General features: G+C 67.4%; 21 protein-coding genes. 12 read left to right on the top strand and 9 right to left on the bottom strand.

Annotated features, from left to right (window positions below):
• Positions 1–36 precede the first annotated feature (36 nt).
• Genes K3U96_RS06040 through K3U96_RS06050 form a run of 3 tightly spaced genes read right to left on the bottom strand, consistent with a single transcriptional unit; the run spans position 37 to position 2087 of the window.
• Positions 37–249, bottom strand: a complete 213-nt coding sequence (locus K3U96_RS06040) for an exodeoxyribonuclease VII small subunit (protein WP_220692400.1) — start codon at positions 247–249, stop codon at positions 37–39.
• Entirely contained in the window at positions 249–1487 is a 1239-nt protein-coding gene (gene xseA / locus K3U96_RS06045; RefSeq protein ID WP_220692401.1) for an exodeoxyribonuclease VII large subunit, read from the bottom strand. The genes K3U96_RS06040 and xseA overlap by 1 nt, the downstream gene beginning before the upstream one ends.
• A gap of 39 nt (positions 1488–1526) precedes the next feature.
• A complete protein-coding gene (locus K3U96_RS06050; RefSeq protein WP_069407326.1) occupies positions 1527–2087 on the bottom strand; it encodes a lipid droplet-associated protein in 561 nt (186 codons plus the stop codon).
• Positions 2088–2153: 66 nt separating this feature from the next.
• Here K3U96_RS06050 and K3U96_RS06055 point away from each other — a divergent pair, with 66 nt between their 5' ends.
• Positions 2154–3167: a 4-hydroxy-3-methylbut-2-enyl diphosphate reductase gene (locus tag K3U96_RS06055; RefSeq protein ID WP_220692402.1), complete on the top strand. Its 1014-nt coding sequence runs from the start codon at positions 2154–2156 to the stop codon at positions 3165–3167.
• Positions 3168–3252: 85 nt separating this feature from the next.
• Positions 3253–4980 carry a penicillin-binding transpeptidase domain-containing protein gene (locus tag K3U96_RS06060; protein ID WP_230982381.1) on the top strand — a complete coding sequence of 576 codons (1728 nt, stop codon included), beginning with the start codon at positions 3253–3255 and terminating at the stop codon, positions 4978–4980.
• Here K3U96_RS06060 and K3U96_RS06065 read toward each other — a convergent pair.
• Positions 4977–6077, bottom strand: coding sequence for a DUF6542 domain-containing protein (locus K3U96_RS06065; RefSeq protein WP_220692403.1), 1101 nt, complete (start codon positions 6075–6077; stop codon positions 4977–4979). The genes K3U96_RS06060 and K3U96_RS06065 overlap by 4 nt on opposite strands.
• An 84-nt stretch (positions 6078–6161) precedes the next feature.
• Here K3U96_RS06065 and ychF point away from each other — a divergent pair, with 84 nt between their 5' ends.
• The 3 genes from ychF to K3U96_RS06080 all read left to right on the top strand — a co-directional run bounded on the left by ychF (position 6162) and on the right by K3U96_RS06080 (position 9200).
• Positions 6162–7235: a redox-regulated ATPase YchF gene (gene ychF / locus K3U96_RS06070; protein ID WP_220692404.1), complete on the top strand. Its 1074-nt coding sequence runs from the start codon at positions 6162–6164 to the stop codon at positions 7233–7235.
• A 49-nt stretch (positions 7236–7284) separates the two neighbouring features.
• Complete coding sequence (locus K3U96_RS06075) at positions 7285–8571, top strand: HNH endonuclease (RefSeq protein ID WP_220692405.1); 1287 nt, start codon at positions 7285–7287, stop codon at positions 8569–8571.
• Positions 8572–8651: 80 nt separating this feature from the next.
• Positions 8652–9200, top strand: a complete 549-nt coding sequence (locus tag K3U96_RS06080) for a GNAT family N-acetyltransferase (RefSeq protein ID WP_220692406.1) — start codon at positions 8652–8654, stop codon at positions 9198–9200.
• Between the two features lie 2 nt (positions 9201–9202).
• Here the strand turns inward: K3U96_RS06080 and K3U96_RS06085 are convergent, their stop codons facing one another.
• The gene (locus K3U96_RS06085) at positions 9203–9988 is read right to left on the bottom strand and encodes a SigB/SigF/SigG family RNA polymerase sigma factor (protein ID WP_069408029.1); all 786 of its coding nucleotides are present in this window, start codon (positions 9986–9988) and stop codon (positions 9203–9205) included.
• Positions 9989–10215: 227 nt separating this feature from the next.
• Positions 10216–10641, bottom strand: coding sequence for an ArsI/CadI family heavy metal resistance metalloenzyme (locus tag K3U96_RS06090; RefSeq protein WP_069408030.1), 426 nt, complete (start codon positions 10639–10641; stop codon positions 10216–10218).
• 99 nt (positions 10642–10740) lie between these two features.
• Between K3U96_RS06090 and K3U96_RS06095 the strand changes: the two genes are divergently transcribed.
• Positions 10741–11100: an Rv2640c family ArsR-like transcriptional regulator gene (locus K3U96_RS06095; protein WP_069408031.1), complete on the top strand. Its 360-nt coding sequence runs from the start codon at positions 10741–10743 to the stop codon at positions 11098–11100.
• An 11-nt stretch (positions 11101–11111) separates the two neighbouring features.
• Here K3U96_RS06095 and K3U96_RS06100 read toward each other — a convergent pair whose 3' ends face one another.
• A complete protein-coding gene (locus K3U96_RS06100; protein WP_069408032.1) occupies positions 11112–11786 on the bottom strand; it encodes a guanylate cyclase in 675 nt (224 codons plus the stop codon).
• 41 nt (positions 11787–11827) lie between these two features.
• On the opposite strand from K3U96_RS06100, the gene K3U96_RS06105 reads away from it, so the two are divergent.
• Positions 11828–12007: a hypothetical protein gene (locus K3U96_RS06105; RefSeq protein ID WP_069408033.1), complete on the top strand. Its 180-nt coding sequence runs from the start codon at positions 11828–11830 to the stop codon at positions 12005–12007.
• On the opposite strand, the gene K3U96_RS06110 is transcribed toward K3U96_RS06105, so the two are convergent.
• The gene (locus tag K3U96_RS06110) at positions 11989–12768 is read right to left on the bottom strand and encodes an adenylate/guanylate cyclase domain-containing protein (protein ID WP_220692407.1); all 780 of its coding nucleotides are present in this window, start codon (positions 12766–12768) and stop codon (positions 11989–11991) included. The two genes, K3U96_RS06105 and K3U96_RS06110, sit on opposite strands and share 19 nt — an antisense overlap.
• A 28-nt stretch (positions 12769–12796) precedes the next feature.
• On the opposite strand from K3U96_RS06110, the gene K3U96_RS06115 reads away from it, so the two are divergent.
• Positions 12797–13753, top strand: a complete 957-nt coding sequence (locus K3U96_RS06115; RefSeq protein WP_220692408.1) for a hypothetical protein — start codon at positions 12797–12799, stop codon at positions 13751–13753.
• A 28-nt stretch (positions 13754–13781) separates the two neighbouring features.
• Here the strand turns inward: K3U96_RS06115 and K3U96_RS06120 are convergent, their stop codons facing one another.
• Positions 13782–14642, bottom strand: a complete 861-nt coding sequence (locus K3U96_RS06120; protein ID WP_220692409.1) for an alpha/beta fold hydrolase — start codon at positions 14640–14642, stop codon at positions 13782–13784.
• 98 nt (positions 14643–14740) lie between these two features.
• On the opposite strand from K3U96_RS06120, the gene K3U96_RS06125 reads away from it, so the two are divergent.
• From K3U96_RS06125 to K3U96_RS06140, 4 genes are all read left to right on the top strand, one after another.
• Positions 14741–15355: a TetR/AcrR family transcriptional regulator gene (locus K3U96_RS06125; RefSeq protein WP_220692410.1), complete on the top strand. Its 615-nt coding sequence runs from the start codon at positions 14741–14743 to the stop codon at positions 15353–15355.
• Between the two features lie 30 nt (positions 15356–15385).
• Complete coding sequence (locus tag K3U96_RS06130) at positions 15386–15859, top strand: VOC family protein (RefSeq protein ID WP_220692411.1); 474 nt, start codon at positions 15386–15388, stop codon at positions 15857–15859.
• 197 nt (positions 15860–16056) lie between these two features.
• Entirely contained in the window at positions 16057–16824 is a 768-nt protein-coding gene (locus tag K3U96_RS06135) for an MlaE family ABC transporter permease (RefSeq protein WP_069404490.1), read from the top strand.
• On the top strand, positions 16821–17675 hold the full coding sequence (locus K3U96_RS06140) for an ABC transporter permease (RefSeq protein WP_069404491.1): 855 nt from the start codon (positions 16821–16823) through the stop codon (positions 17673–17675). The genes K3U96_RS06135 and K3U96_RS06140 overlap by 4 nt, the downstream gene beginning before the upstream one ends.

Raw genomic sequence — 17675 nt, forward strand, 5'->3', positions numbered from 1 at the left:
CAGTTTCGAGCCCTTTTGGGCAGAACGCTTGAATTCTCAACTTTCTTCTTGGTCCTGGGCGGCCAGTGCGTCGGCTACCCGCTGGCGGGCTCCAGCTAAGTGCTCTTCGCAGCGTTTAGCGAGTTCTTCGCCTCGCTCCCATAGCTTCAGCGACGCATCGAGGTCCAGGCCGCCCTGCTCGAGTTGCTGCACGACGGCGATCAGTTCATCGCGGGCTTCCTCGTACCCCAGCTCACTAATGGGCTTCACTAATCCGTCCCTTCCGGACCTTCTGGACCGTCGCTGACCGCCGATATCGCGCCGTCTGCCACGCGCACCCGCAACCGGGCACCGGCCGGCGCGTCGGCCGTCGTGCGCAGCACCTGCCCGTCGGGCATGGTCTGCACGACGGCGTAACCACGCGCCAGCGTCGCCGCCGGCCCCAGTGTGGACAGGCGCGCCGACAGGTGCCCGATGCGGTCGCTCTCCACATTGATCAGCCGGGTGATGTCGCGTCGGGCGGCGGTGCGGGCGCGGTGCACCTCGTCGGCGCGGGCGCTGAGCGCGGCCAGCGGCTGGGCCAGCACCGGGCGGCTGCGCAACTGGTCCAGCGTGTGCTGTTCGCGGTGCACCCAGTTGCGCAGCGCGCGCCCGCCACGCCGGCACAGATCGGTGATGAGCGCCTGCTCGGCGGCGGCGTCGGGCACGATGCGCTTGGCCGCGTCGGTGGGGGTGGCGGCGCGCAGATCGGCCACCAGGTCGCATATCGGGTTGTCGGGTTCGTGGCCGATCGCGCTCACCACCGGCGTCGTGCACTTGGCGATCTCCCGGCACAGCGTCTCGTCGTAGAACGGCAGCAGCGCATCGATGTCACCGCCGCCGCGGGCGATCACGATCACGTCGACGCCGGGATCCGCGTCGAGCTCACGTAACGCATCGACGATCTGGGGAACGGTGTTGGGTCCCTGCACTGCGGTGTTGCGGATCGCGAAGCGCACTGCAGGCCAACGGTTTTGCGCTACGGACACCACGTCGTGCTCAGCGGCCGACGCACGTCCGGTGATCAACCCGACGGTGTTCGGCAGAAACGGCAGCGGGCGCTTGAGGCGCGGGTCGAAGAGCCCTTCGGCCTCCAGCAGCTTGCGGAGGCGTTCGATGCGCTCGAGCAGCTCGCCGAGGCCGACCGCCCGGATCTCGCTGACCCGCAACGAGAACGTGCCGCGGCCGGTGTGGAACTGCGGCTTGCCGTGCATCACCACCTGCACGCCCTCGGTCAGCTTCACCGGGGCGTTGGCCACCAGGTCGCGCGGGCAGACCACCGACAGCGACATGTCGGCGGCCGGATCGCGCAGCATGATGAACACCACGGTGGGACGGACGTTCAGCTGGGCGATCTGGCCCTCCACCCACACCGTGCCCAGCCGGTCGATGTACTTCGCGACCCGGGTGGCCACCGCACGCACCGGCCAGGGGTTGTCGGGCGATTTGCCCGGCTCGGCGTCGGTCATCGCCGCCGGCCCGCTGCAGTCTGCCGAACGTTCACGTGCTCACTTGGCGGTCGCGCGGGTGATCCTGTTGGCCAGCAGTGTCTGGAACGGGGCGCGCGCCTTGGTGGCCTCCTCGTAGGCCAGCAGGGCCTCCAGGTCGGCCACCCGCAGCGACGCCAACCGGGCGCGCAGCTGGGCCAGCGTCAACGACTCGTAATCGAGCTCGGTGACGATCTCGGGCGCCTCGGCGGTCGCCACCGACGAGTTGTTGACCGCGGCCTCGCGCTCGGACGTGTCCGGTTCGCCGCCGCTGAACAGCGCAAACCGGCCCTCGGTGCGGCGCTCGCCGTCGGTGCCCGCCGCCGGCGCATCCTCAAGGTCCTCGTCGAACGTCGCCCACTCCGGTTGCTCATCCTTCGGCGGGAACATCGCCTCAAGGGTCTCGTCACCCTTGATGACAAGGTCGGCCACGTCCTGCTGCATCTTCATCACAAGGTGCGCGACCTGACTGGCGACCGTCATCGGATACATCAGGATGGTCTGCGGAAGCTTGCGGGTTTCCTCGATGGCGGTGACCGCTGCCCCAACGAGCAGACGGACCCCATACGGTGCAGTTGCCATGGGCCCCAGCCTACGGCTGGCAGCTGCGCTGGTCGGGGAAGGCTGCCGATGCGTACCCTGGGTGCCATGCCGCCGACAATTGACATGGGGATTCCGGGCGTCAGCCAGACGGCAGCAGGCCCGGTGCCGGGCGGCGTGACCGGCAAACGGGTGTTGCTCGCCGAGCCGCGAGGTTACTGCGCCGGTGTAGACCGTGCCGTGGAGACCGTGGAGCGCGCGCTGGAAAAGCACGGCGCACCGGTTTACGTGCGCCACGAGATCGTGCACAACCGCCACGTCGTCGACACGCTCGCCAAGGCCGGCGCGGTGTTCGTCGACGAGACCGACGAGGTGCCCGAGGGCGCCATCGTGGTGTTCTCCGCACACGGCGTCGCACCGACCGTGCACGTCAACGCCAAAGAGCGCGACCTCAAGGTCATCGACGCCACCTGCCCGCTGGTCACCAAGGTGCACAACGAGGCCAAGCGGTTCGCCCGCGACGACTACGACATCCTGCTCATCGGTCACGAAGGCCACGAAGAGGTCATCGGCACCGCGGGTGAGGCACCCGACCACGTGCAGTTGGTCGACGGGCCCGACGCGGTCGACCAGGTGACCGTGCGCGACGAGGACAAGGTGATCTGGCTGTCGCAGACCACGCTGTCGGTCGACGAGACGATGGAGACCGTGCAGCGGCTGCGCGAGCGCTTCCCCAAGCTCCAGGATCCGCCCAGCGACGACATCTGCTACGCCACCCAGAACCGCCAGGTCGCGGTGAAGGCCATGGCGCCGGAATGCCAGCTGGTCATCGTTGTCGGGTCGCGCAACTCGTCGAACTCCGTGCGGTTGGTCGAGGTCGCCCTGGGGGCCGGTTCGGCGGCCGCCCACTTGGTCGACTACGCCGACGACGTCGATCCCGCCTGGCTCGACGGGGTGACGACGATCGGGGTGACCTCCGGTGCCTCGGTGCCCGAGGTGCTGGTGCGCGGTGTGCTGGAGCGGCTCGCCGAGTACGGCTACGACACCGTGCAACCGGTCACGACGGCCAACGAGACGCTGGTGTTCGCCCTTCCTCGCGAGATCCGGCCCGCGCGCACCTGACCCCTTTTTTCGCCCAACAGACGTGAAATCCCCCAAAATTGCCCTGTTTAGGGGGTGTACACGTCTGCTCGCCGCAGCAGTGGTGGTGGCGCTCACCTTCGCCGGCTGCTCGAATGCCCAGGACCGGCTGACCGACACGGTCAACGCGTTCGCCGAGGCCCTCTCCCGAGGTGACGCGTCGGCGGCCGCGGCGCTCACCACCGACCCGACGCAGGCCTCACGCGCGCTGGGGGAGCTGTTCGCCAGCCTGGGCACCGACGTGCAGGTCCAGGCCCAATCCGCGGAGCGCCGCGAAGACGGCGGCGCGACGTTCACCCTCGACACGACGTGGAAGTTCCGAGACGGCCAGACCCAGTGGAGCTACACCACGAACGGCACCGCCGCCGAGTCGGGTGACAAATGGACGATTGACTGGGCCCCGGCCACCGTCGCGCCCGGTCTTGACGCCGGGCCGCTGTCCTACAGCACGCTCACCCCGGATCCCGCCGCGCGCGTGCTCGACCGCACCGGCGCGGAGCTGTTGACCCAGCATGTCGTCACGCTGGTCAACGTGTCACCGGCCGCGGACCTGGGGGCGTTGGCCGCGCTGCTGAACCCGCTCGCGCCCGGGATCACCGCGCAGTCGCTGCAACACGACCTGAACGAGGCCGGTGGCCGACCGATCACCGCAATCACGTTGCGCCAGGAGGATTTCGCGCCGATCGAGGCGCAACTGTCCGCACTGTCGAACGTCACGCTGGCCCCGCAGACCCGGCTGCTGGCCACCGACAAGACGCTGACCTCGCCGGCGCTGTCCGGGCTGGCTGACCTGTGGCAGCAACGCACCGACGCCGCCGCCGGATGGGCGGTGAACGCGCAGACCAGCGCGGGCGTGCGCCGGGTCGGCGGACAGGACCCGGCACCCGTCGGCGACATCAGCAGCACCCTGGACATCGGCATGCTGCGCGCGGGGGAGCAGGCGCTGGCAGGCCTGCAGACCCCGGCGGCGATCGTGGCGATCCAGCCGTCGACCGGCGACCTGCTGGCCGTCGCGCAGAACGCGGCCGCCGACGCGCAGGGCCCCATCGCGCTGACCGGGCTTTACCCGCCCGGCTCGACGTTCAAGACCGTCACCGTCTCGGCCGCGCTGCAGGCCGGCCAGGTGAGCCCGGACAGCGTCGTCGCCTGTCCGGGCACCGAGAACATCGAAGGCCGCCAGATCCCCAACGACGACAACTTCGACCTCGGACAGGTGCCGTTGCACACCGCGTTCGCGCGGTCCTGCAACACCACGATGGGCCGGCTGGCGGTGAACCTGCCCCCGGATGCGTTGACGAAGGCCGCAGAGCAGCTGGGTCTGGGCATCGACTTCACGGCCCCGGGTATGACGACGGTCACCGGCAAGGTGCCCGTCGCCGACACCGCGGCGTTGCGCGTCGAGGAAGGCATCGGTCAGGGGCAGGTCACCGCGTCCCCGTTCGGCATGGCCCTGGTGGCCGCCTCGCTGGCGAAAGGCTCGGTGCCGGCGCCGACGATCGTGACCGGTCAGCCCGGCACGCCGGACCGGACCCCCGAGCCGCTGGCGACAACGGTCGCCGACCAGGTCAAGGCGATGATGCGCGAAACCGTCACAGACGGGACTGCCACTGCGCTGCAAGACATTCCGGGCCTGCTGGGCAAGACCGGGACCGCCGAGTACATCGACGACACCCACGCGCACGGCTGGTTCGTCGGGATCAGCGGCGACCTGGCATTCGCGGTGTTCGTCAGCGACGCGGGCAGCTCTGCCCCCGCGGTGCAGGCCGCGGGCAGCTTCCTGCGCGCGCAGGGCTAGATGTCGTACTCCCAGCGTTCGGCTTCCCAGCCCTGAGTTGGGCGCCGCCGGGTGCGGTAGTTCGCGCGGTCGTCGCTGTCGTCTGCCCCGCGGTAACGCACCCGCGAGATCGGGTGATGGGTCCCGTTTCCGTTCGTGGTGTGCGGTTCACGGGGTTCGTAGTCGTCGTAGCGGCGGCGACGTTCGGGGCGGTCATATGCGCCGCGCCGGTCGACCGGCGGCGGGCCGGGCTGACGCGGGTTGGCGGCCTGGCGTGGGTTGGCCGCCTTGCGCGGACGGCGCCGCGGTTCTGGCGGCGGCGGGTCGGCAGGGCCGGGCCTGCGCCGGCGCGGGCGCTCCGCGAGGGGATCGAAGGATTCGGCCTCCGGCGGCCGGACATGGCGCGATCGCGGCGGCGTCGCGCCACGCACCGGCTTCGCGCTGCGCCCTGACGCGCCCGCCGGCGTCCTGGCGGGGCGGCGGGGCCGGTCGGGGCGCTCGGCGCGCTGGGGACGGCTTGGACGCTCTGCGGCGCGGCGTCTGCGCGGTGCTTCGCCGGCCTCGTCGACCGGGACGTCGTCGGCGTGCGGGCGGGCCAGCAAGGCGGACAGCTTCGCGCTCAGCGTCGACACCAGGCCCTGGCCCTCGGCCTGCGTGGTCTCGGTCCGTGGCGCCGAGCGGCGCGTCACCACGCCGTAGTACCAGCGCGCGCCGCCGATCAGCAGCACCGCCGCCGACGTGAAGAACATCAGCGGAAAGCGCTCGATGAGCGGATAGCCGCAGTTGATCAGCGCGTCTTTGATGCTGGTGATCTGCGCGTTGTGGAACAGGAAATACGCCGTGGGCACGGCGCCGAACAAGATCAGCGGCGGCTGGATTATGGCGGTGAACAGCCCGGCCTGACGCACCGCGAGCACCGCGGCCAGGCACCCCAGGACGTACGCGCCCGCGAACACCCCGCTCAGTTCTTTGCTGCCCGATCCCGCGTCGAACGCAAAGCCGATCGTGGTTGCCGTGATCGCAATCAGCAAGGCACCCCACCACGGAACACCTGGAACGTTGGGATGCACGGAACGATGGTCGGCGGTCACCGCCGACCGTGCGCGCTGTGCTGACACAGGTAGACCGTACCGGCTCTTGCTGAGTGGGGCAGTCAGCGCGGTGCTGGCGTGCCCGTCACATTCTCCTACACTCTGGACCCTGTGGGCCTGAATCTTGGAATCGTCGGACTGCCAAACGTCGGTAAATCGACGCTGTTCAACGCGCTGACGCGCAACGACGTGCTGGCGGCGAACTACCCGTTCGCGACGATCGAACCCAACGAGGGCGTCGTTCCGCTGCCCGACCCGCGGTTGACCGAACTCGCGAAGATCTTCGGATCGGAAAAGATCATCCATGCGCCGGTCACGTTCGTCGACATCGCCGGCATCGTCAAAGGCGCGTCCGAGGGCGCGGGCCTCGGCAACAAGTTTCTGGCAAACATTCGCGAGTGCGACGCGATCTGCCAGGTGGTGCGGGTTTTCACCGACGACGATGTCGCCCACGTCGACGGCCGCGTCGACCCCAAGTCCGACATCGAGGTGATCGAGACCGAGTTGATCCTCGCCGACCTGCAGACGCTTGACCGGGCGTTACCGCGGCTGGAAAAGGAGGCGCGCACCCACAAGGACCGCCGCCCGGTTTACGACGCCGCGGGGGCCGCCCAGGAGATCCTCAACGGCGGCACGACGCTGTTCGGGGCGGGCTTCGACGCCGCACTGCTGCGCGAGCTGAACCTGCTGACCACCAAACCGTTCCTGTACGTGTTCAACGCCGACGAGGCGGTGCTCACCGACGAGACGCGCAAAGCCGAACTGCGCAAGCTGGTCGCCCCGGCCGACGCGGTGTTCCTGGACGCGAAGATCGAGGCCGAGTTGCAGGAGCTCGACGACGAGTCGGCCGCCGAACTTCTGGAGTCGATCGGCCAGACCGAACGTGGTCTGGACGCCTTGGCGCGGGCGGGGTTTCACACGTTGAAGCTGCAGACGTTCCTGACCGCGGGGCCGAAAGAGGCGCGCGCGTGGACCATCCGCCAGGGCGACACCGCGCCGAAGGCGGCGGGCGTGATCCACACCGACTTCGAGAAGGGCTTCATCAAGGCCGAGATCGTGTCGTTCGACGACCTCGTCGAGGCCGGTTCGATGGCCGCCGCGAAGGCGGCCGGCAAGGTGCGGATGGAGGGCAAGGACTACGTCATGGCCGACGGCGACGTGGTGGAGTTCCGGTTCAACGTGTAGGCGCGACGCGAGTCCGAGATTTGTCGGTGGCCGGTTATATCGTCGGGTCATGTTCGATGTGACCGAGTTGGCGGCGGTGGATCTGCATGCTGATGAGGCTGGGTTGGTCGAGCGGATTGGGTTGTTGGAGCGGCTGAAGTCGGCTGCGGCGGCGGGGCAGGCGCGTGCTGCGGCGTTGTTGGAGGCCAAACGTCAGGCGGCTGAGGCTGCGGCTGGGGTGCCCAGGTCGCGGCGGGGTCAGGGGTTGGCTAGTGAGGTGGCCTTGGCCCGGCGCGAGGCGCCTTCGTGTGGGGGCCGGCATGTGGGTTTTGCCAAGGCGTTGGTGTATGAGATGCCGTATACGTTGGCGGCCTTGGAGTGTGGGGCGCTGTCGGAGTGGCGCGCGACGGTGATCGTGCGTGAATCGGCGTGTTTGAGCATCGAGGATCGACGCACGTTGGATGAAGAGATGTGTGCGGATCTGGCCGGCCTGGAGGGCGTGGGGGATAAGCGCATCGAGGCCGAGGCGAAAAGGATCGCGTATCGGCTGGATCCGCAGGCGGTGGTCGATCAGATGGCCAAGGCCGAAAAAGACCGCACCGTCACCGTGCGCCCGGCCCCGGATGCGATGACCTATGTGACGGCGTTGTTGCCGGTGAGTCAGGGGGTGGGGGTGTATGCGGCGCTCAAACGCAGCGCCGATACGACCTTTGATGAGCGTTCGCGGGGTCAGGTGATGGCCGACACCCTGGTCGAGCGGGTCACTGGCCGGCCTGCCGAGCAGCCTGAGCCGGTCGCGGTCAACTTGATCATGAGTGATCAGAGCCTGCTCGGGGATGATGAGCATCCGGCGGTGGTGGACGGTTATGGGCCGATCCCGGCGGCCGTCGCACGCAAGCTGGTGTTGGCCTCCATCGCCGACAAGAAATCGGCGGCGTCGTTGCGGCGACTGTATCGGCACCCCAAGTCGGGGGCGTTGGTGGCGATGGAGTCACGCGCGCGGCGGTTCCCCAAGGCGTTGGCGCTGTTTATCCGGTTGCGTGATCAGCGTTGCCGCACCCCCTACTGTGATGCCCCGATTCGCCACACCGATCACGCGGTGCCTCATCACCGTGGTGGACCCACAAGCAGGGTCAACGGGTCGGGATCGTGTGAGCGGTGCAACTACGTCAAGGAAGCCCCGGGCTGGCAGGCCACCACCGGTGAGGTCGACGGTGTGCATCAGGCCGAGTTCATCACCCCGACCGGGGCGACGTATCACTCCACGGCGCCACCGCCACCGGGTCCACCACCGATTGAGGTCAGCGAGCTCGAAATGCACATCAGCATCGAACTCGCCAACCTGCACGCCGCCTAACCAGGTCCTGCCTCGTCTATGGCCGGGTGCTGCGCCTTCGGGCGGGCTATTCGCTGCTAGGGTTCGCGGCCGTGCCCAGCATGTCCCGTCCTCTTCCGATCGCCGATCGCCTGCCCCGCACCGAGGGCGACGTGACCGTTCGTCGACTGCGCCACGACGACGCCCAGCCCTTCGCCGCAGGCACCCAGGATCCTGCCGTTCGCCGCTACGGGCACCTTCCGCTGCCGCAGTACTCAGCGCAGACCGTGCGCGACCAGATCGACGGCGTCATTGCAGACGGTCTGGCCGACGGCTCGCTGGCGGTGCTCGCTATCGCCGACGCCGCCTCTGATGAGTTTCTCGGCAGCATCGTGCTGTTCGGCATCGGCGAAACCCATGCCGAGGTGGGGTTCTGGCTTTCTCCGCAGGCGCGCGGCCGCGGCGCCGCACAGCAGGCCCTGGCTGCGGTCGCGCGCATCGCTGCCGCTGACGGGTTGACCCACTTGACGGCCAGGACCGTCCCGGAAAACGCTGGATCGCGCCGCGTGTTGGAGGGAGCCGGCTTCGTCCAGAAGGGTGAGCCGCAGCCGCAAGTCACACCGTCAGGAGAAACGGCGACCGTGCTGATATTCGCGCGTGCGCTGGATTGAAGCTAACCGGCAGCTGCCAATTCGGGCAGTTGCACCTGCCGTCGCAGGGTGTTGATCGACTTGGACAGCAGCCGCGAGACGTGCATCTGCGAGATCCCCATGCGCTCGGCGATCTGCGTCTGGGTCAGGTCCTCGAAGAACCGCAGCGTCAGAAGTGTGCGCTGGCGTTCCGGCAGTGCGGCGATCAGCGGGCGGATCGTCTCGAGGTCCAGCACCTTGTCCATCCCGGGGTCGACGTCGCCGAGCGTGTCCATGACCGCGCGTGAGTCGTCGTTGGGCCCGGCCTGCACGTCTGTCGACAATGTCGAGTAGTTGCTGCTGGCGATCGTCGCGTCGACCACTAATTCACGGGGCACGTCGAGATGTTTGGCGATCTCCGAGGCGTTCGGCGCGCGACCCAGCTCCTGGGTCAACTCTGCGCGCGCCCGCACCAGCTGTGCCTGGATGTCCTTGCATCGTCTGGGCACCTTGACCGCCCATCCGTGATCGCGGAAGTGGCGGCGCACCTCACCCATCAGCGTGGGCACGGCGAACGACAGGAACTCCGCGCCAGTGTCCACGTCGTAGCGGTTGACCGCGTTGAGCAGGCCGACACGTGCCACCTGAATGAGATCGTCAAGCGGTTCGCCGCGGTCGCGGTAACGGAAGGCGATGTGATCGGCCAGCGGCAGGCACCGCTCGATGATCGCGTCGCGCTGACGCCGGAATTGCGCCGATCCCTCGGGGAGTGTTTTGAGCCGACGGAACATGTCCGTCACATCTTTATAATCGCCAGAAAACCGAGCCATCGCGGCAATCCCCGTTCAATAAAGCGAATTCGGCGGCTCGGGTCTGAACCTGGTGACGGCGGTGTACCCCCCGATCGGTGATGTTGAAACATCGCAGGTACCGCGGCATAGAAATCGGCCGCCACCGGAGGTCAAGCGGTGGCGGCCGAGGAGGTGGTGCTCAGTCGTTGAAAACCACCCACGGACAAAAGTAGGGTCTGCCCGCTGCAGATGAATCGGGTGTTTCCCTACGCTTGCACCGGTTGGTCGGCGCATGCGCAGGACTCCTGCGCGGTGTCGCCGAACGTGTCCGAATCGGCGAGCACGGTATAGACCTCCCATTTCTCACCGGCCGGACCCGTCACCCAGACCTTGTCCTGGGTGGCGAAACAGCATGTGGTGCCGAGTTCCTCGGCGGTGAACAGACCTTCGGTCGACAACCGCGCGATCTCCGCGTGAACCTGCTCGCTGCTGTGCACCTCCACCCCGAGGTGGTTGATGGTGCCGCCCTGGCCGGGGTTCTGCAGTAGTACCAGCTTGAGCGGTGGATCGGCGACGGCGAAGTTCGCGTAACCGTCCTTGACCTTGTTCGGCGCGGTGTTGAACAGCTTCGAGTAGAAGGTGATCGCCTGGTCGAGGTCGTCGACGTTGAGGGCGAGTTGGATGCGGGACATGATGAACCTTCCGGTTATGTGACATATATCGAACTGGCGCCGGTTACAGAATGCTCCTCCTTTTCGATATATGTCAAGAAACTGTCTATAGTGGGTTTCATGCCCAAAGCACTGCCGACCATCGACATGTCTGCGCCGGTGTGCTGCGCCCCCGTGGCAGCGGGGCCGATGACGGATGCGGCCGCGCTCGAGGTGGCGCTGCGGCTCAAGGCGCTGGCGGACCCCGCGAGGGTCAGGATCATCTCGTTGTTGTTCGCCTCCGCCGACCGTGAGCAGAACAGCGGTGAGCTCGCCGCCGCGTTGGACCTCACCGAGTCCACCGTCAGCCACCATCTGGCCCAGCTCCGCAAGGCCGGTCTGGTCGAATCCGAGCGGCGCGGCATGAACGTCTATCACCGCGCGCACCGTGGCGCCCTTGCGGCGTTGTGCGTCGTGCTGGATCCCGACTGCTGCACCTGAGCGCCCGAAGGCTATGGCAGGACGGCAATTTCGTCGCTGAGCCGATATCCCGGCGCCAACGGCAGCGTGTCACCGCTCCAGAACGACCCCGGGTCGAACCAGTTGTAGTGCTTCTCGGTCGACAACAACCCCATCTCCTCGTAGGTGATGGCGACCGTCTCAGCGCAATAGGCGGTTTCCAGCCCGACGTCGAGCTTCTCGGCCTTCTTTCGGCGGCTGGCCTCGCTGACCTTCTTGTGTAGGAACGGGATGCCGCGCGTCAGGTCCGACACCGCCAGCCGTCCGCGGAACCACCGGCCGGTCAATCGCGCGGTGCTGGGAAACGGCGTGCCGTCCATCCGCGCCACCACCTTCAGCGCGCGGTCCTCCTGCTCGCGGGTGGCGTGCGGCGTCAGCTCACGCAGCCAGCAGCGCTGGTGATAGTTGTGCGCCCAGCGTTCGACCACCTCGCGCGCATCGTTGAGCTGCACCCCGCGATGCTTGTCACCGGTCCACATGTCGGTCAGCTTGTCGCCCAGTTCGGCGTGCCAGATCAACGGCGGCAGGTCCTCGATCGCGATCGTCATGCCCACGTGGTTGACCGGGCTGTTCGTCAATGACTGAATCGCGCGGTCGGGTCCCGAACGCCCGCGGAACAGCCACAGATCCCCGGTGCGGGTCTCGTCGAGCGCCTGCTGCAGCGACACCGTGGTTGGCCTCACCCTGGCAGCTTAGGCAGACTCTTGCCATGCGCCGGATATGGAAGTGGGTCGGGCTGGCTGGTGTCGCCGGGGTGGTGGCCGGCGGGGTGTTGGTCGCCCGCGATCAGCGCCGCCGAAATTCCTATACGCCTGATGACATCCGCGCCCGGCTGCACCAACGCGTGGCCGAAGCCGGCCAACAGAACGATCAGGACCCGACGGCGTAGAGCCGGTGGGACCCGCTGAACCCCTTGAGTTCGGCGTCGCTGCCGTCGTCGAAATCGATATCGGCGTCGGCGAGGGCGTCGCGCACCACCTGGCTCACCAGGATCTCACCGCCGCCGGCCTCCCCGGCCACCCGCGCGGCCATCGCCACGTTGCGCCCGAACAAGTCGTCGCCGCGGCGCACCGACTTACCCATGTGGATGCCGATGCGCACCCGAATTCCGTTGTGCTGACGGTGAAGTGAGCGTTGGATGTCGATACCGCAGCGCACCGCCTGCTCGGGCCGGGCGAAGGCCACCATGAAGCCGTCGCCCTGGCTCTTCACCACATGCCCCGAGTGCGTGTGTACGTGCCTGCGCACCATCTTGTCGTGGCGGCCGATCAGCCGGACCCACGCGCGGTCACCGATGCGCTCGTTGAGCGCGGTGGACTCCTCGATGTCGGAGAACAAGATGACCACCACCCCGCTGGTGGCGAGGCGGGCCAGGTCGGGGCGTTCGACCTCGGCCCAATCGGCCAGGTCCTCGATCGACGACCGCACCGCGGCGCCCAACCCGTCCTTGCGCAGGATGTTGGCGGTCTGCCAGACCTGCTTGACCGCCTCCCGGCCGCCGGAGAGCAGCATGTTCTTGGTGTCGACCCGTCGGCGCGCGTCGTCCAGCTCCAGCTGCTGGCGCCGGTTCTGCCGCCACAGCACGACGAGCGCGACGGCTTGCACCGCGGCGACCGCGCCGAGCACGTAAGCGACGATCTGGGCTGTCATCACCGAACAAGTATTGGATGCTGAACCCGTGACATCCGCGAAGGCCCCCTATTACGAGAGTCGCTACATCCGCGCCAACCATCCCGACCTCGCGCAGGCGGTATGGCTGCGCGAAACCCTGCTGCGCTCCACCACGGCAGAACCGGTCGCCGACGTATGGGTGATGGTGTTCGACCCGGACGGGTCGGCCAACCGTGCGCTCAAAGAGCCGTATCCGATCCACCAGGCCGCCTACGACGACGAGCCGTGGACAGCGCGCATCGGATCCGCCGTTCTCGACGACCGGTCCGCACACGGCGTCGTCACCGGCGGAGGCCGGTCGGCGCGATGGGACCTGCGGATCACACCCGGGTCCGCCCAGCCGGTCAGGCTGCTCACCGAGCGGGCATATGCGGCGCGGTTCCCGACGGCCAAGACGACGGTGCGAAATCCGCTGGCGCAGTTCGACGGTCAACTCGAACTCGACGACATGCGCGTCGTTCTGGACGGCTGGACCGGCAGCGTCAACCACAACTGGGGCACCAGGCACACGCCCGCGTACGCGTACGGGCAGATCTGCGGGTTCGACAACGCACCCGACTCGACGCTGGAGATCGTCACCGCACGCGCGGCCGTCGGGCCGCTGCTGACCCCTGCGGTGACGCTGTTCGTGTTCCGCCATGCCGGAGAGGAGTTCGCGGTGCGTTCGGTGCTGGACAGCCTGCAGAGCCATGGGCGCTACCGGCCGTTCACGTGGACGTTCGGCGGCAGGGTGGGCGAGCGCATGATCGAGGGCGAACTCATCGCCGAATCGTCCGACGTCATCGGCCTGACCTACACCGACACCGACGGCCGGTCCAAGTACTGCTACAACTCGGCTCTCGCGACGTGTCGTATGCAGGTGGCGGGCAAGGCATTCGAGCGGGCCGAGTTGCGCGCCGAACGCCGCGCGATGTTCGAAATCCTCACCGACACCCCGCAAGACGGGATCCCGCTGCTCACCTAGCCGGTCATGCTGCTCGCGGCAGAAAGGGTCACCGGCAGACGAACTGCACGACGACATCGGAGAACGCGTCGTTGTCATCGCCCGCCGCGGTGTGGCCGGCCTCGGAGAGTTCCACGAACTCCGCGCGCGGCACCTTACGCAGAAAGTCCGAGACGCCTTCGGGGCTGACCACGTCGGAAAGCTTGCCGCGGATGAGCAGAATGGGAATGGTCAGGTTCATCACGGCGCGGTCGAGTTTCTCCACCCGCACGAACGGATCGTCCATGGGGGCGGTCAAAAACGCCGGATCCCAGTGCCAGTACCAACGCCCGTCGCGCAGCCGCAGGTTCTTCTTCAGCCCCTCCGGATTGCGCGGCCTGGTGCGGTACGGCAGATATGCCGCCACCGCGTCGGCGGCCTCGTCCAGCGTCTCGAAGCCGTCCATGCCGCTTGCCATGAAGTCGCGGATGCGGGCGCTGCCGTCCTTTTCGTAATGGGGCACCACATCGACCAGCACGAGGTTGGTCACCTTCTGCGGGCCCGCGGCGTCGGCGACCAGCATCCCGGTCATCCCGCCCATGCTCGCTCCGATCAGCGCCACCGGTCGGCCGATCTGCTCCAGCACCGCGAGCGTGTCGGCGCACAGCGCGTCGACCGTGTAGTTCGCGTTGGGCGCCCGGTCGCTGTCGCCGTGGCCGCGGCTGTCCAACGCCACCACGTGCAGCCCGTGATCGGCCAGCACCTGCCCGGTGTTCTTCCACGAGAAGCGGTTCTGGCCGCCGCCGTGCAGCAACAGGACGGTGGGCCGGTCAGCCGGCGGCGCGTCGTGGTTCCATTCGTCGGCGACCAGGGTGACGCCATCGCTGCCACCAAACTCCACCGTGCGCGGTTCGCTGCGGCTAGTGCTCACGGACATCCTCTCGGCTGGCTCCGAGCGCACACGTTACCCAGGGCCGATTTGCCGCGAATCGTGGCCCGCAAAGTGCGCGGCTCCCTAGAATCCGCCGTGTGCAGCCCGACTCCGGCGACGACGACCGCGGATGCATCCTCGAGGCGGCCTACCACTGCCTGGCCCAGCCGCATCGGGGTGCGGTCCCGGTGGCCGCGATCCTCGCCCGCGCCGGGGTGTCGACGCGCGCGTTCTACCGCCATTTTCAGTCCAAGGACGAACTGTTTCTGGCGATGCTGCGTCGGGAAACCGACGCGCTGGCCGAACGGCTGGACCGGATCTCGGCAGAACCCCGCGGCGGGCCGGTCACGCAGCTGCAGGCGTGGATCGACGCCATGTTCGCGGTGATCACCGACACGCGCGCGCGTACGCACTTCACGGTGATCGACTCCGACGAGGTCCGTGCGGCGAGGGGATACCGCGCGACCCGCGAGAAGGCCCATGCCGACCGGGAACGGTCCCTGGTGGCGATCCTGCAGCGGGGCCGCGACGACGGCACGTTCCCGCTGGCTGTTCCCGAGCACGACGCGGTCTCGATCAACGCGATCGTGAGCAGGGTGATGACGCACCAGTCTTTCCGCGACGTCGAACGCGTCAACGAGTCCAAGGCGTGTGTACTCGACTTTGCGCTGCGTGCGCTGGGTGCTGACCGGGCGGCGCTTGTGAGCCGATGACTTTTGCGCGCCCCCCGGGTCTGTACCGGCATGCCGACGATCACACCGTCCCTCTGGTTCGACAACAACCTCGAGGAGGCCGCGCAGTTCTACCTGTCGGTCTTCCCGAACTCGTCGATCGAAAAGCTCAGCCGCTACACCGAGGCCGGCCCCGGCACGCCCGGTGAGGTGGTGTCGGGCACGTTCGTGCTCGACGGCAACCGGTTCGTCGCCATCAACGGGGGGCCGGCATTCGCCTTCACCGAGGCGGTGTCCTTCCTTGTCAGGTGTAAAGATCAGCCAGAGGTCGACTACTACTGGGACCGGCTGAGCGACGGCGGGGTGGAATCGCATTGCGGCTGGCTGAAGGACCGATTCGGGCTCAGCTGGCAAATCGTCCCCGACCGCCTCTACGAACTGCTCGACGACCCCGACCCGGCCCGCGCCGCCGCGGCGACCACCGCCATGCTCGGCATGCGCAAGATCATCATCGCCGAGGTGGAGGACGCAGTGCGCGGCAGCTGACGCCATGTGACAGCGATCCCATTTGGGTTTGTGAGTTGTTCGCCCGCAAATTGCTGATATACGGTTCCCGGGCGTCCGCCCCTGTGTACCCTTGCGCCACAGCCATCACGGGCGCGTGTTGTTGGTGTCAGGGAAGGTCGGCGGGCTATGGCAGTGCAGATGGCAGTGCAGAGTACGCCTGGGTTGGGAGCCGACTGATGGTCGCTGTCAACGCATTTGCCAAGCCGGTGCGCGCCTTCGGTGGTTTCTATTCGATGGCGCTCGACACCTTCGTGTGGATGTTCCGGCCGCCCTTCGCTTGGCGTGAGTTCATCTCACAGGCGTGGTTCGTCGCGCGGGTGTCGATTCTGCCGACGCTGATGCTGACCGTCCCGTACACGGTGTTGCTGACCTTCACGTTCAACATCCTGTTGGTCGAGTTCGGCGCCGCGGACTTCTCGGGCACCGGTGCCGCGCTCGGGACGGTGCGCCAGATCGGACCGATCGTGACAGTGCTGGTGGTGGCGGGCGCAGGCGCCACCGCCATGTGCGCTGATCTCGGCGCGCGCACCATCCGCGAAGAACTCGATGCGTTGCGGGTGATGGGCGTGAATCCCATTCAGGCGCTGGTCGTTCCGCGTGTGCTGGCAGCTACCTTGGTGTCGCTCGCGCTGTCTGCGACGGTGATTCTCGTCGGGCTGGCCGGCGCATACTTCTTCACCGTCTACATCCAGAACGTCTCGCCGGGTGCGTTTGCTGCTGGTCTCACGTTGCTCATCGGGACCACCGATGTCATCATCGCGTTGCTCAAGGCCGCGTTGTTCGGGTTGTCCGCCGGCATGATCGCTTGCTACAAGGGCATTTCCGTAGGCGGCGGCCCAGCGGGTGTCGGCAACGCGGTGAACGAGACCGTGGTCTTCACCTTCATGGCGCTGTTCGCGATCAACATCGTCGCGACGGCCGTCGCGGTGAAGGTGACGATGTGACTGTTTCGAGGCCGCATTCCCAGTTCCCCTGGCTGAAAAGCCGGTTCCGCAGCCTGGCTGACCCATGGAACCGCGTCGGAATGCAGACCAAGTTCTTCGGCCGCACCCTGAGTTCCATCCGCTACACCGTCCTGCATTACCAGGTCGAGTTGATTCGGATCATCGCTCAAATGGGGCTTGGCGCCGGGGCGCTCATCATCATCGGCGGCACGGTAGCGATCGTCGGCTTCCTGACCGTGACGACCGGCGCGTTGGTGGCGGTGCAGGGCTACACCGACTTTTCGGAGATCGGTGTCGAGGCATTGACCGGTTTCGCGTCGGCGTTCTTCAACGTGCGCCTGATCGCGCCGGCCACCACGGCGGTGGCCCTGTCTGCGACGATCGGTGCGGGAGCCACCGCACAACTCGGCGCCATGCGGATCAACGAGGAGATCGACGCACTCGAGGTGATGGGCATCCGCAGCGTCGCCTATCTCGCCTCCACCCGGGTGGTGGCCGGGTTCCTCGTGGTGATCCCGCTGTACTGCGTCGGTGTGATCGCCGCGTTCTGGGCGGCACGGTTCGGCACGACGGTGCTTTACGGTCAGTCGACCGGCGTGTACGACCATTACTTCAGAACGTTTCTCAACCCCACCGACCTGATGTGGTCGTTCGGTCAGACCATCGCGCTGTCGGTGATGATCATGCTCGTGCACACCTACTACGGCTACACGGCACGAGGGGGGCCGGCGGGGGTCGGTGAGGCCGTCGGGCGTGCGGTGCGCACCTCGCTGATCGTCTCGGCCTTCGTGCTGGTGATGCTGTCGCTTGCGGTCTACGGTCAATCCGGCAACTTCAACCTGGCCGGCTGA

Origin of the sequence: Mycolicibacterium holsaticum DSM 44478 = JCM 12374, from assembly GCF_019645835.1 — a bacterium.
Lineage (GTDB): Bacteria > Actinomycetota > Actinomycetes > Mycobacteriales > Mycobacteriaceae > Mycobacterium > Mycobacterium holsaticum.